We start from the raw sequence: 15,220 nt of genomic DNA on the forward strand, positions 1-15,220 counted from the left end.
ACGGCCCGGGTCACCTCTACCGGCGCCTGTTGCCGACGACGTAGGCGAGACCCCAGGCCGCGGCCGCGGCGAGCACGAGGCCCAGCGGGGAGTACCAGTCGACTCCCCCGTGGGCCTCGCTGCTCCACCATGCCTTGGCCGGGAAGAAGGGGTCGTCGCTCAGCAGGTCCCCGACGACGGAGGGCGTCTGGGCGTCGGCGATGATGAGCGGCAGGGAGTTGGTGTAGCCGAAGAAGGCGCCGAGCGCGGCGATGACGGCCGCCCCGATCCGGGCGCCGTTGCTGCGGCGGCCCACCAGACCGACCAGGCAGCCGACGATCGCCCCGTTGAGCAGGGCGTGGCCCAGGTAGAGGGCGTTGGCCACGGTGAGCGACTGCTCTTTGTACGTGGCCAGGTTGATACCGCTGTAGACCCCCGAGACGACGACCGAGACGACGAACCCGAGGAACACCGCGCCGACCGGATTACCGCCCGCGTTCGGCCGCTGCCCGAAGGGCGGCTGCTGGAAAGGCGGCTGCTGGAAGGGCGGTGCCTGGAACGGCGGGGCCGGGTTCATGAAGGGCTGCTGCGGCGGCGCGGGCTGGTTGTACGGGTTATACGGGGTGTACGGGCTCTGTGGTGGCTGGTGAGGCGGCGGTGGCGGTTGGAAAGGCGGCTGGCTCATCGATGTCCCCCACAGAGTGAACTGGCAGAAGCAGCAAGCTATCAGTGAGATCAGGAGGGGGCCGTCGGAGCCGGAGCGGGCCGTGTGAAAGCGCTTTTGCCCGCCCGCTGACATCCGATCAAATGGCGGTCATGAGCAGAGGCATCCCTCGTGCGGGAGCACGCAGCCGACAGCTTCGCCGGATCGCGGACCGCCGGGAGCGTGCGGGGCACCGAGACGGGCCCCGCTCGATACGGCCACCTCTGGGAGCGCGTCGTCCAGGACACCGCCGTAGGGCGCCGGAACGAGGCGGTGGTGGCCGCTGGACGACCTCCGGTCCCGCCGAGCAGCCGGGCGGCTCGGCCCACTGGGCGAATCTCCTCGCCACGACGCTTCCGGGACTGGCCGCGGTCGCCGCCCTGGTCTTCACCTGGATTTCGGTCGCCCAGGTGTCCGACGAGCTGACCATTTCCGAGCAGGGGCAGATCGCCGATCGGTACGACGCCGCCGTGGAGAAACTGATCGACGACTCCGTCGATGTCCGCAGGGGGGCCATCTACTCGATGCAGAGCATCATGACCGATTCTCCCCGGACCCAGCCCGCGGTGATCGACATGCTGTCCAAGTACATCCGGGACCACGCCACCAAGAAGTCGGCGGCGGTGGACAAGGCCCCCGACATCCAGGCGGCGCTCTACGCGCTCGGCAACCGCGACCCGTCCCATGACGGAGACGCCGTCATCGACCTCAGAGGAGTCCGCCTCAGAAAGGTCGAACTCAAGGGAGCGAGCCTGACCCACGCCGACCTCGGCGGGGCCGTTCTCTCCGGTGGCGATTTCGAGAAGGCCGATCTCACGGGTGTGAACCTGGAGTTGGCGGTGTTGAGCGGCGCACATCTGGCCGACGCCGATCTGACCGACGCGGACGCGACACGGGCCGACCTCCGGGGAGCGGACCTGACGGGCGTGAACCTGAGCAGGGCGGATCTGACGGGTACAAGGCTGGACCGCGCGAACCTGACGGAGACCACATGGAACGGCGCGAACCTGACCGGTGCGCGCCGCCCGGAAGGGGACCTGCCCGATGCGACCTCAAGTCCCGAGGCGACCTCAAGTCCCGAGGCGACCTCAAGTCCCGAGGTGACCTTGAGACCCGAGGTCACCCCGAGTTCCAGGGTCACCCCGAGTCCCGAGGTCACCTGACGTCAGAACAGGCCCTTGTAGCTCTGCCAGCCGCCGGCGATCTTCGTGCGGCTGCCGAAGGAGCCCTTGCCGTTGCCGTTGCTGCGCCACACGTTGCCGGAGGTGTCACGGGCCACGAGGTCGGCCTTGCCGTCACCGGTGAGGTCGCCCACGCCGACGACGGCGTTGTACGACGAGCCCCAGTCGGCGAAGACCTTCACCCGGCTCTTGAACTTGCCCGTCGCGGTGCCGTCGTAGCGCCACAGCTCGTTCGACTTGTCCTGCGCCAGCAGATCGCCGTAGCCGTCGCCGTTGAGGTCGCCGGCGCCGAGGATCTTCTTGTAGCCCGTCCACCCGGACGCGATCCTCACCCGCGCCGAGAGCTTCCCCGTGCTCGTCGCCTTGTAGAGGTAGACGTCTCCGGAGGAGGCCTGACGCGCGATCAGGTCCGCTCGGCCGTCGCCGCTGACGTCTCCCGGTGAGGTCAGCACGTCGTACTGGTTCCAGCCCGTGCCCAGCGAGGTGTACGCGGTCGACGGGGTCACCGCCGAGCCGCAGGCGGGCCGGTAGGCGCGCAGGGTGCCGCTGCTGAGGCGTACGAGCACGTCGTTGCACCGGTCACCGTTCAGGTCGCCGAAGGGCACGGCCTTCACCGTCGTCGGCCACCCGGAACCCGTCCGCTTCCCGGTGAGGGTGCCGGTGCCGGTCCCGTACTGGTACGTCAGCCCGCCCGAGCCGTTCAGGGTCAGCAGCTCGCCGAAGCCGTCCGACGTGGCGAAGTCCCGCCGGACCGGGGTCGCGCCGGTGACCTTCACCGTGCCGGACTTCGTCAGGGCCGCGCCCTGTCCGTCGGCCGGGGTGGCGGTCAGCGTCCAGGTGTAGGCGCCGTTGGGCACCAGCTTGCCGGCCGTGTCCTTGCCGTTCCACGACGCCGAGAGCACGCCCTGCGCCGTACCGCCGGACAGGGTGCGGACAGTCGCGCCCGTGGCCTTGTGCCTGATCGCGAGCTGCCAGGAGGCGGCCGGCTTCGAGAGCCACCACTTGGGGCTCCAGGGCGCGGCGCCGCCCTTCACGTCGGCCGTGCCGGCGACGGCCGCGTCGAGCTGGGTGAGCGGTGAGAGGGGGACGCCGCTGGACACCACGTGGATGTCGCCCTCGTCGTCGACGTACGCGATCAGACCGGTGTACGGGTCGACGTCCCAGGAATGCCACGACGGGAGGGTCCCCACCGTGTGCGACACGGGCGTGCCGCTGCGGACGTCGGTCACCTTCAGCGCGCCGTCCGCGTAGGTGACGACGAATCCGTCACCGAGTCGCGCGGTCTCCCAGGCGCCCTCGGTGAGGGTCAGCTTGGTCTTCGCGACGGTGTCGTAGACGCCCTGGCTCTCGCCCGACCCCACGCACGACCACAGCAGCCAGCGCCCGGCGGCCTTCAGGTCCTCCAGCAGGCACTTCGGCCCGAACCACACCGGCTCGCCCCGCTTCCCGGTGCGGACGTCGACCGGCACGGCGCTGTCGTTGCCGTCCCGCACCCACAGGGTGGTGCCCCACAGCGCGATGCCGTGCTGCGGCGAGGTGAGCACCGTGCCGCCCGTGTCGAGGTCGATCACCCTCGTCTCGGACCCGGCTTCGTCGGTGTACTCGGTGGCCATCGCGACGTGCCGGCCCTTGGCGTCCCAGACACGGACGTAGTTGTGCCGGGCATCGACGGGTGTGCCGGGCAGTGAGCCCGTGGGCTGTACGACCCGGGGCACGCGGTCACCGTCCGAGGCCCACAGGTTCCACACCACCGTGCGCCCGTCCCCGGTGCCCACGAGGGTGGGGTTGTCCTTGGTGAAGCCGTGGGAGGTGCGTGAGCCGACCGTGAGGGTGTCTCCGGTCGTGCCGATCGGCCGGCTGTACATGACCCTACGGCCCTGATCCCGGTCGTCTTCCGTCACGGTCAGCCGGCCGCCGTCCAGGGTGAGGGCCTGCACCGGGTCGGTCTCCGGCTTCAGCTCGGCGGCGGCGACCCGCTTGACCACGGGGGTGCCGTCGGAGCCCGCACGGACCAGGTTCACTCCCCAGCCGGCGGTGTCGGGGCCGCTGCCGGGCACCAACAGCCCGCCGTCGGGGGTGGGGACGGCGAGTCCCAGACTCCGCGTCCGGGCCAGCACGGTCCCGGTCGTCGAGCCGTCGGGGGCGACCCCGTCGACCCGCCAGACGGGCAGGCTGCCGTCCATGGCGCCCAGCGAGGAGTCGTAGCGGCAGACCAGGAGCGTGTCGCCGACCATGCCCATCAGGTGCGTCGGTCCGTCGTCCGCCAGGGGCACGGTACGGACGGCGGTGGTCAGGTCGTCGCGGGAGTAGACGGAGACGGTGGAGCCGTCCCAGGACACCAGGTGGGTGGCGGTGAGGACCGTGCGCCCGGTGACATTGATGGTCGGGTTGTACGGCAGCACGACCAGCTTGCCCTCGTCGGCGTCGAGCCAGGCGCTGCGGACCGTCTCGCCGGCCCGGTACTGGACGACCATGCCGTGGGCGTCGCCCACGGGCGAGTCACCGCCGCCCATCGGGTCGATGCCGTCGGGGACACCGGCCACCGCGCGGTCGCGCACCGTGCCGTCGTCCTGCAGGTCGAGCAGGTGCCAGCCCGAGTTGCCGTCCGACCAGGCGGTCGTCACGACGGTCCGGCCGAGCGTCCCCCGGTAGGTGTGGCCCGACGGCAACGGGAGCGTCGCGGTCGTCCCGCCGGCCGCCATGTCCCGCAGCGACACGGTCCGCGCGTTGTCGTCGTAGCGGGCGACGACGTCCAAACCGGCGCCGAACTCCGGCATGCCCCACACCTCGGTGGCCGAGGCGTCCACCACCGTGTCCTCGCCCGTGTAGGTGGTCCACAGATGGCCGCGTCCGGGTTCGTAGCGCAGGAATCCGGACGGTCCCGCGCTCAGCAGGGAGGTCCGGGGCAGCAGGGACGTCTCGGCCGGGATGACCACCTCCGTGGGCGCGTCCGCGTGCGCGTCGAGGGCGAGCGGTCCGAGGCCCATGGCCAGCGTGAGAGTGGTGGCGGCGGCGATACCGCCACGGATGAGGGCACGTCTGCCCACGCGGTTCCTCCACAGGAGACGGAAGACGGAAAGGCGATGCGGCACGAACTACCGTGCGAGTGGCCGGATATTAGCAGTCGTTTACCTCGGCCATGACAAGTGATGACCTACGGGAAGCGGCGAGGTCGCTGCGCAGAAGGGGGCGTGCTCTCCTGGAGTCGTACACAGGGGAGCACGCCGATGCGTCACAGCCGGACGTCCGCCGTCGTGTCCGCCCGGTCGCCCGCGCCGACCGGAGCGGGCGGGCGGTTGCTGCCGGCGCGGGATCTCGCGGTCGCCTGGTTCCTGGTCGTCCTGATCACCGTGCCCGCCTGGGTGCTGACCGTCGGGCAGGCCCGGGACATGGGGGTCGGGCCCGGCACCATGAGGCTGGCGCTGCCGCTGTTCCTGCTGCTCTGGGTGACGATGATGGCGGCCATGATGCTGCCGTCCATGGCGCCGGTGGCCCTCACCTGGGTGCGCGGGATCGGCCGGCAGTCGTCCGGCTGGACCCGGGCCGCCCGCACCGTCGCGTTCGTGGGCGGATATCTGCTGGTTTGGACCGCCTTCGGACTGCTCGCCTACGCGGCTCTGGCCCTCACCGGGGACCTGGTGCACGACCGTCCCACCGCCGGACGCTGGATCGGCTCGGTGGCCTTCCTGCTCGCGGGCCTGTACCAGCTGGGCCCCTTCAAGTACGTCTGCCTGCGGCACTGCCGCGACCCGATGAGCCATCTGACGCACTACGCCGCCTTCCGGCCGCCGGCCCGCGATCTGCGGGTGGGCGTCCACCACGGCGCCTACTGCGTCGGCTGCTGCGCGGGGCTGATGGCCGTCCTCCTTCCGCTCGGCGTGATGGACGTGGCGGCGATGGCGGCCCTGGCCGTGGTGATCTTCGTCGAGAAGCTGTGGTCCCGGGGCCCGCTGCTCGCCCGGGTCCTGGGCGTCGCCTTCCTGGTCCTGACCGTGCTCGCACCCTTCCAGGACTGGCTGCTGCCGGGGCTGCGGGGTGCGACGCCGTCGATGGACGGCATGTGACCCGCGTACGCGTTCAGGCCCGACCGCGGGCAGCCCCTCCGGTCACCTCGCAGCCCGACCTTTGCCCAGGCACTCGGTACCACCCCGGGCGTCCCGGGGCAGACCGTCGTACGGGCAACCGCACAGCACCGCGCAAGAGCAACCGGCCACGCAGGTGGCTGCTCCCCCGGTTACGCGGCGAAGCGTTCGGCGAGGGTCTTCGCCTTGGTGGTCGCGTCCTGGAGGGCGCGGTCGCGGGAGGCCTCGAAGAGGGGCACCAGTTCGGACATCGCCGGGTTCTGCGGGGCCATGGTCAGCTCCGGGACGATGAAGTCGAGGTCGAGCCCGAGGGCGTCGGCGAGGACCGCCGTCAGGTAGTTCTGGACGTACTCGTACGGCTCGCGCGGGGTGCCCGGCGCGTAGGAGCCGCCGCGGCTGGCCACGACGGTGACGGGCGTGCCCTTGGCGGAGGGGGTCTCGCCCCCGGTGCGGCCGATCAGGATCACGTTGTCCAGCCACGCCTTGAGGGTCGACGGGATCGAGTAGTTGTACATCGGCGCACCGATGAGCACCGCGTCGGCCTGCTCCAGCTCCTCGATCAGCTTCAGGCGGTCGGCGAAGGCGGCCGCCTGCTCGGGGGTGTGGGCGGAGGGATCGACGAAGCCGGCCGTGTGGGCGTGGGCGTCGAGGTGCGGGACGGGGTGCGCGGCCAGGTCCCGGTAGATCACCGTGCCGCCCGGGTGCTGCTCCTCCCAGGTCCTGCGGAAGGTGTCGGTCACGGCGCGGGAGGCGGATGCTTCGCCCGGGAAGACGGAGGAGTCGATGTGGAGCAGGGTCGCCATGGGGGTCTCCAGAGGAACGAGCCCGCGGCAAGCGGGCTGAAGTTTCGTACTCAGCTATATCTAACACAGGAGCTTACTTTTTTTCACCCCCATACGGCCGGGTAGTACCCTGGCTCCATGGCGGCGGAGCAGACGCATGACGTGGCGGAGTGCGGGCGGGTGGACGACAGCATCACCCGCGTCTTCCAGGTGCTGGGAAAGCGCTGGAACGGCCCGATCCTGTCCGTGCTGCAGGGGCAGCGGACCCACTTCGCCGACCTGCGCCGGGCCATCCCCGGCATCAGCGAGCGCATGCTCTCCGACCGGCTCGCCGAACTCGGTGCAGCGGGACTCGTGGTCCGCGAGGTCGACGAGGGACCCCCGCTGCGGGTCTCCTACCGCGTGACCGAGTCGGGAGCCGCACTGGAGCCCGCGCTCAGGGAACTCGGCGCGTGGGCGAAGGAGCACCTGCCGGACGCGCCGCCCTGCGGGGAGATCGGGTAACGGCCGGGCCGAGCGGGTTCCCCAGCCCGGGTGAAACGCCCGGGACATCCGGACCGCTGCGCCGGGCGCCGTCCCTGCGGGCGGCATAGTGACGACGGCTCACGTACCGGACCCGCTGGAGGACACGCATGCTCGGCACCGACTTCCGCGCCGGGTCGCCCGTCTGGCTCGACCTCGGCAGCCCCGACACGGACGCGGCCGCCGCCTTCTACGGCGCCGTCTTCGGCTGGCAGCACCTCTCGCTCGGGCCCGAGGCGGGCGGGTACGGGTTCTTCCAGCGGGACGGCCGGACCGTCGCCGCCCTCGGACCACTGACCGAGGAGGGCGCCGCGTCGGCCTGGACGACGTACTTCCGCAGCGACGACACCGAGGCCACCGCCGCTGCCGTGACCGCCGGGGACGGCAGTGTGCGCGTCGGGCCCATGCGCATGGGCGAGGGCCGGCTGGCCCAGTTCACCGACCCGCAGGGCGCGCGGTTCGCCGTCCTGGAGTCACGGATGGGCCTGGAGCGGACGTCCGAGGACAACACGCTGGTGTGGGTGGAGCTGCACGTCCCCGATCCGGAAGCGGCCATCCGCTTCTACCAGGGGCTGTTCGGCTGGCGCTCCCAGGAGATGCGGGCGCCCGGCATGACGTACCGGGTTCTGAGCATCCGAGAGGGCGACCAGCAGGAGGGATCCTTCGGCGGCGTGGCTCCGCTCCAGGGGGAGCAGGAGACGGCGCGCTGGGTGCCGTACTTCGCCGTGGCCGACGCGGATGCCGTCGTCACGGCCGTGCGGGGGAACGGCGGGACGGTGCTGATGCCGGCCGCGAACGTGCCGGACGTCGGGCGCATCGCCTGGCTGACGGACCCGGGCCAGGCCGTGTTCGCCGTACTCAAGCCGAACCCTCGCCAGAACTGACGTCTCACCAGCCTTTCTGCACGGTGCTGCCCGGTGCGGTCCGTTCGCGGGCTGCCTGGTGCGGCGGCCCGGGCACCGCGCTCACATCCGCCCTGACTCCCAGCCAGGTGAGGAAGGCGAGCACGAAGATTCCCTCCACGAGCAGGGAGAGCGGGCCGTAGGGCGCCTCCCAACCGGGTTCGTAGTAGCCGTCCGGCAGGCCGACGGTGCGCGACAGCAGAAAAGCGACGATCATGCCGAGGCTGACGACCGCCCCGGTCAGCCATGCGGCCATGGGGCGACTCGCCGTGACGAGCGCCACCGCCACGACCAGCATGACGGCGCTGCCCACGGCGAAAAGGACGCCGATATAGAACATCTCCTCAAGGTGATCAGGAACAAGCAGAGTGTGCAGCACCGTGTTTCCGACGGCACAACACGCTCCCAGCCCGGTCAAAGTCACTTCGGTGGCATTGGAGGTCATCATGACTCCAGCTGTGCAATGAGCAGTGTTTCGCCAGGATTGATCCCTCTGCCCTCTTATACGGCTCGCAGCGCTCGGGGGATTGCGCCCCGCCTGCCGTTCTCACCCGTCGGCGGTCACTCGTCGCCGGCCGGACGGGCGGTGAGCCGGTGGCCGTACGCGTTCAGGCAGCGGGCGGCCGGGCATTCTAACGCCCCGTCAGCACCCCTGACGGCCCACGGTTTCTGTGTGTTTGGGGCGTATCACCGGACTGCATAATCCACCGCGTGATTGCGTCCCTCGATGACGTCGAGCGCCTGCTGCGGCCCGCCCGCTTCCTCGGCACCGCCCCGCGCCCGCTCTACCTGCTGCCGCTGCTCCGCACAGGCTGCCTGGCCGGACTGCTGACTCCCGAAGGCGCGGACACGGGCTGGACCGACCGGTTCACCGCGGACATGTACACGCTGGAGGAGCGGACCAGGTGCCGCACCGACACCCTGAGCGGCCGCGATCTGGACGCCCTGATGGACCACCTGCCCCACCTGGTGGGGAACCGCTGGCGGGGCCGCGAGTTCGCCCTCGCCGCCTACGGCACGTACCGACCGCACTGGCGGCAGGCCATCGAGGCGACCGGCGCCCGGCTGCTCGTGCCGGACGTGCAGCACGCCTGGGAGGCGCTCAAGGACAAGGCCGCGATGCGGGACTGGTTCCGGCAGCAGGGGGTGCCGACACCCGACGACCTGGTCGTGGGCGGGGTCGACGGGATCGACTACCCGGCGCTGCGGCGCCGCTTCGGCGACCGGTTCGTCGTACAGAAGCCGCTGAGCGCGGGCGGGAACGGGACGTACCTGGTCACCGACGAGAGCACGGCGGCCGGCCTGCCCTCGCGGGAGCGGTGGCTGGTCAGCGAGTACGTCGGTGACACCACCCTGGCCTGCTACGGCTTCGTCGCCCACGACGGAACGGCCGCGACGCTGCGCGCGGCCTTGCAACTGGCCGGGATCGAGGAGGCGGGCTCCGGGTTCGGCGCGTACTCCGGTTCGGACTTCGGCGCACCCGCGCTGCTGCCGCCGGCCGTGCTCGCCCGGACGAACGACGCGATGGAACGCATCGGCCGGGGGCTCACCGGCCTCGGCTACCGGGGGATCTTCGGCGCCGACTTCGCCGTGCGCGCGGACTCCGTCGTCGCGCTGGAGGTCAACTGCCGGGTACTGGGCTCGACCTGGCTGCTGGGCGAGATCGAACTCCGGGACGGGCAGGTGCCGACGCTGGTCCGCCACGTCGCCGAGCGGCACGGCCACCAGACCCTCGGCAAGCCCGGTCAGGACCCGGCGGACGGCGTCCAGCTGACCGTACGTCACACCGCTGCCGAGGCCTGTTACGTGCCGAGCGCACCCGCCCCCGGCGTCTACGTCCTCCAGGACGACCAGTTGGTCTTCCGCCGCCCCGGCTACGGGCTGCTGGAGTGCGGGCCCGACGAGTGCGTCCTGGTCAACCTGGCCCGGGAGGGGACGGTACTGCACCCCCGCGGCATCCTCGGCCGGCTGGTCGCCCGGCGGCCGCTGTCCGCACCCGACGGGCGTTCCCTCAACGCCGACGGCCGCCGTCTCGTCCAGGCCCTGCGCCGCCTCTACTCGTTCGGGGAGGAGCGCAGTTGACCCCGCCGCCGCTCTACGTCCGACCGGCCGTCCCGGAGGACCTGACGACCCTGCGCGGCTGGCGGCAGGAGGCCGCCGGCTGGCTGGCGGTGCGGCACGGCTCCGACCAGTGGTCGAAACCCTTCCGGCCCCGGCTCACCCTGTCCCTCATCGAGCAGGGCGCGACCGTGATGGCCATGCTCGCCCCCGAGGGCGAGCCGGTGGCCACCCTCACCCTGCTCGCGCACGGCCATCCGCGCCTGTGGACCCCGGCCGAACTGGCCGTCCCGGCCCGCTACCTCCGCAAGGTGGTCGTCGCCCGCCCGCACGCCGGCCGCGGCATCGGGGCGGCCCTCCAGCAGTGGGCCCTCGCCCGCGCCGCCGCCGACGGCGCCCGGGTGGTCCGCCTGGCCGCCTGGACCGGCAACACCGGCCTCCACGCGTACTACCTCGGCCAGGGCTGGCGGCACGTCCGGACCGTCCCCGGCATTCCGGCGGGCGCGCTGTTCGAGACCACGGCACAGGCCGGGCGGAACCCGCGGGTGACCGAGCTGGGCAGGATCCCGCTGCCCGCCTGAGCGCCTTCGGCTCAGCCCGGCAGCCGTACCAGCCCCGTCTGGTAGGCGATGACGACGAGTTGGGCGCGGTCGCGGGCGGCGAGCTTGGTCATGGCGCGCTGGATGTGGGTGCGCACGGTCAGGACGCTGAGGACGAGTTCGGCCGCGATCTCCGCGTTGGACCTGCCCCGGGCGGCCAGCGCGGTGACCTCGCGTTCGCGGGGGGTGAGGTCGGCGAGGCGTTCCGGGGAGGTCAGCAGGGCGCCCGGCGCGGGGGCGGCGAGGAAGCGGGTGATGAGGGCGCGGGTGGCGCCGGGCGAGAGCAGCGCCTCACCGGCGGCGACGGTACGGATGCCGGCGAGCAGGGTGTCCGTGGTGACGTACTTGCCGAGGAAGCCGCTGGCACCGAACCGCAGCGCCTGGGCGACGTACTCCTCGGTCTCGAAGGTGGTCAGGACGAGCACCCGGGTGCCGGTCAGCTCCGGGTCGGCGCAGATCGCGGCGGTGGCGGCCAGACCGTCCGTGCCGGGCATGCGGATGTCCATGAGGACGACGTCGGGGTGGTGGGCGCGGGCGAGGTCCATCGCCTCCTGGCCGTCGGCGGCCTCGCCGACCACCTCCATGTCGGCGCAGGAGTCGAGCAGCAGCCGGAACGTGCCCCGCAGCAGGGCCTGGTCGTCGGCGAGCAGGACACGGATGCTCACGAGGCCGCCTCGGGTACGTCGGATTCGGCGGGCGGGTTCGGGTGCAGCGGCAGCGCGGTGGTGACCTCGAAGCCGCCGCCGGGGCGGGGGCCCGCGCTCAGGTCGCCGCCGACGGAGTGGGCGCGTTCGCGCATGCCGAGCAGGCCGAAGCCGCCCTGGGTGGGCGCGGCGGCCGGTGCCGTTCCGTCGTTGGTGACGGTGATCAGCAGGCGGGAGCCGGAGTAGGCGAGCCGTACCCGGGCCGCGTGGCCGGTCGCGTGCTTGGTCACGTTGGTCAGCGCCTCCTGGATGATCCGGTACGCCGTCAGGTCCACGCCCGGCAGCAGCGGCTGGGGCTCGCCCTCCGTGTCGACGGTGACGTCGACACCGGCCGAGCGGCAGGCGGCGATCAGCTCGGGCAGCCGGTCCAGGCCGGGGGCCGGCTCCAGCGCGTCCGGGTCGTCTGCCTGGCGCAGCACGCCCACCGTGGCGCGGAGTTCGAGCAGCGCGGAGGAGGTGGTGCCCGTCAGGTCGGCGAGGATCTTCCGAGCCTGCTCGGGGTGGGTGGGCATGAGGTGGGCGGCGGTGCCGGCCTGGGCGTTGGCGACGGCCATGTGGTGGGCGACCACGTCGTGCAGGTCCCGGGCGATCCGCATGCGCTCCTCGGCGACCCGCAGCCGGGCCTCCTCCTCCCGGGTGCGCTCGGCATGGGCCGCGCGGGCCTGCACCGACTCCAGGTACGCCCGCCGCAGCCGCGCCTTGCTGCCGGCCGCGAGCGGGAGCGCCAGCCACAGCACGACGCCGACCGTGCGGAGCAGGAACAGCTGGCCGAGCGGCAGGGCGGCCAGGGAGGTGACCACCAGCACGGCCATGGTCGTGGCGCCGTAGACGCGGGTGGTCCGGGTGTCGGTGCGGTCGGCCAGCCAGTACAGCGCGGCCATGAGGGGGGCGAACACCAGCGGGGTGGGCAGGAAGCCCATCGCGGCGAGTGCGGTGGCGCAGGCCGCGGTGACGACGACCGCGGTGCGGGGGCGGGTGCGGCTGGCCAGGACGGCGACGCAGGACAGGGCGGCGAGGATCCTGACCGGCCACTCGGCGGTGGGCCGGGCGAAACCGGGCGGGTTGACCACGGCGCCGAGGCCGACACAGCCTCCGAGGGCCACGACCGTCACGACGTCCACGACGCGTGGATGGCGGGTGGCATAGCGCTCCAGGCTGAGGGTCATTCGGGGCTCTCCGGGGGTGATGCTTCTTCTCATAGTGACCGACGGTGGGTGGGCACGGACTGCCTGCGGCGCTTCGGCGGGAACGGCCGCCTCGGCTTCGCCTTCGGCGTCCGTCGCCTTCCCACCCGCACCACCCGTACAGCCATCGCCGTCGGCGGGTGCGGATGGGAGCCTCGCCCGGACGCCGTGCCGGACCCGGGCGAGTCCCCTGAGGGGCGTCCGGGTCCGGTGCGGGGTGGAGGGGGCTCAGACCCTGGCGTCGGCCCGCTGCTCCGGAGCTTCCGTGGGGCTCTCCTCCGCGCGGTCCCGGGACAGGGCCTCGCCCTCCACGTCGACGCGGGGCAATACCCGGTCCAACCACCCCGGCAGCCACCACGCGCGGTCGCCGAGGAGGGCGAGGACGGCGGGGACCAGGGCCATGCGGACGACGAAGGCGTCGAAGAGGACCGCCGAGGCCAGGCCGAAGCCGATCATCTTGATCATGGAGTCGTTCTCGCCGATGAACCCGGCGAAGACCGCGATCATGATCAGCGCGGCGGCCACGACGACCCGGGCGCTGTGCCGGAAGCCGCTCACCACGGCCTGTGCCGGCCGCTCCCCGTGGACGTACGCCTCCCTCATCCGGGAGACGAGGAAGACCTCGTAGTCCATGGCGAGACCGAAGACGATGCCCACCAGGAAGATCGGCATCAGGCTCATGATCGGCCCGGTCTGCTGCACGCCGAGCAGCTCCGCGCCATGGCCCTCCTGGAAGACGAGGACGACCGTGCCGAGCGCCGCGAGGACGGAGAGCAGGAAGCCGAGGGCGGCCTTGAGCGGGACGAGGAGCGAGCGGAAGACGACCAGGAGCAGGACGACGGCCAGGCCCACGACGGTCACCAGGTACGGGATCAGCGCCCCCTGGACCTTCCCGGCGATGTCGATGTTCATGGCCGTGGAGCCGGTGACCTCGAAGGTCGCCCCGGTCGTGCCGGACAGGGCGGGGCGTTCGCCGCGAATGTCCTTGACGAGGGTCTTGGTCCGCTCGTCGGTGGGGCTGGTGGACGGGGTCGCGGTGAACACGGCGGTGTCGCCGGCCTGGTCGAAGCGGGCCGGGGAGACGGAGACGATGCCCTGGGTGCCGGCGATCTTCCCGCTGATCGTGCTGACCGCGGACTTGGCGTCGTCGGCGCCCTTGGCGTCCACGACGACGGTCAGCGGCCCGTTGAAGCCGGGGCCGAAGCCGTCGGCGAGGGCGTCGTAGGCGCGGCGCTCGGTGGTGGAGGTGGGCTTGGCCTCGTCGCCCGGCATGCCGAGCTGCAGCCCGGTCACCGGGACGGCGAGCGCGCCGAGTCCGATGACGCCGAGCAGCAGGACGGGCACCGGCCGCCGCAGCACGAACCCGGCCCACCGGGTGCCCAGCCCCTGCGCCTTCGTCTCCAGACGGCCGCTCTTGCGCGCGGCGCGCGGCAGCACGGCGTTCGGCCAGAAGCCGAGCAGGGCCGGTACGGCGGTCAGCGCGACGAGGACGGCGACGACGACCGCGCCCGCGGCGGCCAGGCCCATCTTGGTCAGCATCGGGATGCCGACCACCGACAGGCCGGCCAGCGCGATGACGACGGTGAGACCCGCGAAGACCACCGCCGAGCCCGCCGTGCCGGCCGCGAGCCCGGCCGCGTCCTGCGGGGCGTGGCCCTTGGCGCGTTCCTCGCGGTAGCGGGAGACGACGAACAGGGCATAGTCGATGCCCACGGCCAGGCCCAGCATCATCGCCAGGGTGCCGGTGGTGGTGGACAGGCCGAACGGCTTGGCCAGGGTGAGGATCGAGGCCATGCTGACGCCGACCCCGAGGATCGCGGTGAGCAGCGGGAGTCCGGCGGCGGCGAGCGAGGCCATGGTGATCAGGAGGACGACGGCGGCCATCGAGATGCCGATGATCTCAGCCGCGCCGCCGGGTCCGCCGCCGCTGTCCAGGGCGCTGCCGCCGGTCTCCACGGTCAGCCCGGCCGCCCGGGCCTGCCCGGTGGCGTGCTCCAGGTCGGTGCGGCTGGCGTCGGTGAGGTCGGTGGACTTCACCTTGTAGGTGACGGTGGCGTAGGCGGTGGTGCCGTCGGCGCTGACCGCCTTCGCCTTGAACGGATCGGCGACGACGGCGACCTGCGAGCCCTCGCCCAGGTCGGTGACCGCCCGCTCGACGGCCTTCTTGTTGGCGCCCGCGGAGACCTTCTCCCCGTGCGGGGCGACGAAGACCACGCGGGCGGTGGCGCCGTCGGCGGCGGCGCCCGGGAAGCGCTCCTGTATCAGGTCGTACGCCTTCTGGGCCTCGATGCCGGGCATCGAGAACCCGCCGTCGTCGGTGCCCGGCGCCTTGGCGGCACCCAGCCCCACACAGCCCAGGACGGCGACCCACAGCAGGGCGACGTACCAACGTCGTCGAAAGGCCAGACGGCCCAGTCGGGAGAGAAATGCAGCCACGGCAGGGAACCTCACCTCGGATCTCGCGTACCTGCCCAGGCTGTCCTGACAAGGGTCCCCGGGGCGTCATGCCACGGCTGGCAGTAGC

13 protein-coding genes are annotated in these 15,220 nt (G+C 72.2%); 6 read left to right on the forward strand and 7 right to left on the reverse strand.

Annotated elements, in window-relative coordinates; translation table 11 throughout:
- Positions 1-16: 16 nt before the first annotated feature.
- A complete protein-coding gene (locus BEK98_RS09290; RefSeq protein ID WP_244201808.1) occupies positions 17-556 on the reverse strand; it encodes a hypothetical protein in 540 nt (179 codons plus the stop codon).
- 239 nt (positions 557-795) lie between these two features.
- Between BEK98_RS09290 and BEK98_RS09295 the strand changes: the two genes are divergently transcribed.
- Positions 796-1,845, forward strand: a complete 1,050-nt coding sequence (locus BEK98_RS09295; protein ID WP_167444114.1) for a pentapeptide repeat-containing protein — start codon at positions 796-798, stop codon at positions 1,843-1,845.
- Between the two features lie 2 nt (positions 1,846-1,847).
- On the opposite strand, the gene BEK98_RS09300 is transcribed toward BEK98_RS09295, so the two are convergent.
- On the reverse strand, positions 1,848-4,910 hold the full coding sequence (locus tag BEK98_RS09300; RefSeq protein ID WP_094215932.1) for an FG-GAP-like repeat-containing protein: 3,063 nt from the start codon (positions 4,908-4,910) through the stop codon (positions 1,848-1,850).
- A 180-nt stretch (positions 4,911-5,090) separates the two neighbouring features.
- Here BEK98_RS09300 and BEK98_RS09305 point away from each other — a divergent pair, with 180 nt between their 5' ends.
- Entirely contained in the window at positions 5,091-5,927 is an 837-nt protein-coding gene (locus tag BEK98_RS09305) for a DUF2182 domain-containing protein (RefSeq protein ID WP_094215933.1), read from the forward strand.
- A gap of 170 nt (positions 5,928-6,097) precedes the next feature.
- On the opposite strand, the gene BEK98_RS09310 is transcribed toward BEK98_RS09305, so the two are convergent.
- Positions 6,098-6,748 (reverse strand): FMN-dependent NADH-azoreductase, encoded by a 651-nt coding sequence (locus tag BEK98_RS09310; protein WP_094215934.1) that lies wholly within the window; start codon positions 6,746-6,748, stop codon positions 6,098-6,100.
- A gap of 117 nt (positions 6,749-6,865) precedes the next feature.
- Here BEK98_RS09310 and BEK98_RS09315 point away from each other — a divergent pair, with 117 nt between their 5' ends.
- Entirely contained in the window at positions 6,866-7,231 is a 366-nt protein-coding gene (locus BEK98_RS09315) for a winged helix-turn-helix transcriptional regulator (RefSeq protein ID WP_094215935.1), read from the forward strand.
- 128 nt (positions 7,232-7,359) lie between these two features.
- Positions 7,360-8,133 (forward strand): VOC family protein, encoded by a 774-nt coding sequence (locus BEK98_RS09320; RefSeq protein WP_094215936.1) that lies wholly within the window; start codon positions 7,360-7,362, stop codon positions 8,131-8,133.
- Positions 8,134-8,137: 4 nt separating this feature from the next.
- On the opposite strand, the gene BEK98_RS09325 is transcribed toward BEK98_RS09320, so the two are convergent.
- Entirely contained in the window at positions 8,138-8,599 is a 462-nt protein-coding gene (locus tag BEK98_RS09325; RefSeq protein ID WP_143684096.1) for a hypothetical protein, read from the reverse strand.
- A 263-nt stretch (positions 8,600-8,862) separates the two neighbouring features.
- Between BEK98_RS09325 and BEK98_RS09330 the strand changes: the two genes are divergently transcribed.
- Both BEK98_RS09330 and BEK98_RS09335 read left to right on the forward strand, forming a co-directional pair.
- Positions 8,863-10,233 (forward strand): ATP-grasp domain-containing protein, encoded by a 1,371-nt coding sequence (locus BEK98_RS09330; protein ID WP_094215938.1) that lies wholly within the window; start codon positions 8,863-8,865, stop codon positions 10,231-10,233.
- Positions 10,230-10,790 (forward strand): GNAT family N-acetyltransferase, encoded by a 561-nt coding sequence (locus BEK98_RS09335; RefSeq protein WP_094215939.1) that lies wholly within the window; start codon positions 10,230-10,232, stop codon positions 10,788-10,790. Before BEK98_RS09330 ends, BEK98_RS09335 begins: the two co-directional genes overlap by 4 nt.
- Positions 10,791-10,801: 11 nt before the next feature.
- Here BEK98_RS09335 and BEK98_RS09340 read toward each other — a convergent pair whose 3' ends face one another.
- The 3 genes from BEK98_RS09340 to BEK98_RS09350 all read right to left on the reverse strand — a co-directional run bounded on the left by BEK98_RS09340 (position 10,802) and on the right by BEK98_RS09350 (position 15,132).
- A complete protein-coding gene (locus tag BEK98_RS09340; protein WP_094215940.1) occupies positions 10,802-11,473 on the reverse strand; it encodes a response regulator transcription factor in 672 nt (223 codons plus the stop codon).
- A complete protein-coding gene (locus tag BEK98_RS09345) occupies positions 11,470-12,678 on the reverse strand; it encodes a sensor histidine kinase (protein WP_094215941.1) in 1,209 nt (402 codons plus the stop codon). The genes BEK98_RS09340 and BEK98_RS09345 overlap by 4 nt, the downstream gene beginning before the upstream one ends.
- A gap of 246 nt (positions 12,679-12,924) precedes the next feature.
- Complete coding sequence (locus BEK98_RS09350; protein WP_167444115.1) at positions 12,925-15,132, reverse strand: MMPL family transporter; 2,208 nt, start codon at positions 15,130-15,132, stop codon at positions 12,925-12,927.
- Between the last annotated feature and the right edge of the window lie 88 nt (positions 15,133-15,220).

The sequence above is a fragment of the Streptomyces diastatochromogenes genome, from assembly GCF_002242805.1.
GTDB lineage: Bacteria > Actinomycetota > Actinomycetes > Streptomycetales > Streptomycetaceae > Streptomyces > Streptomyces diastatochromogenes.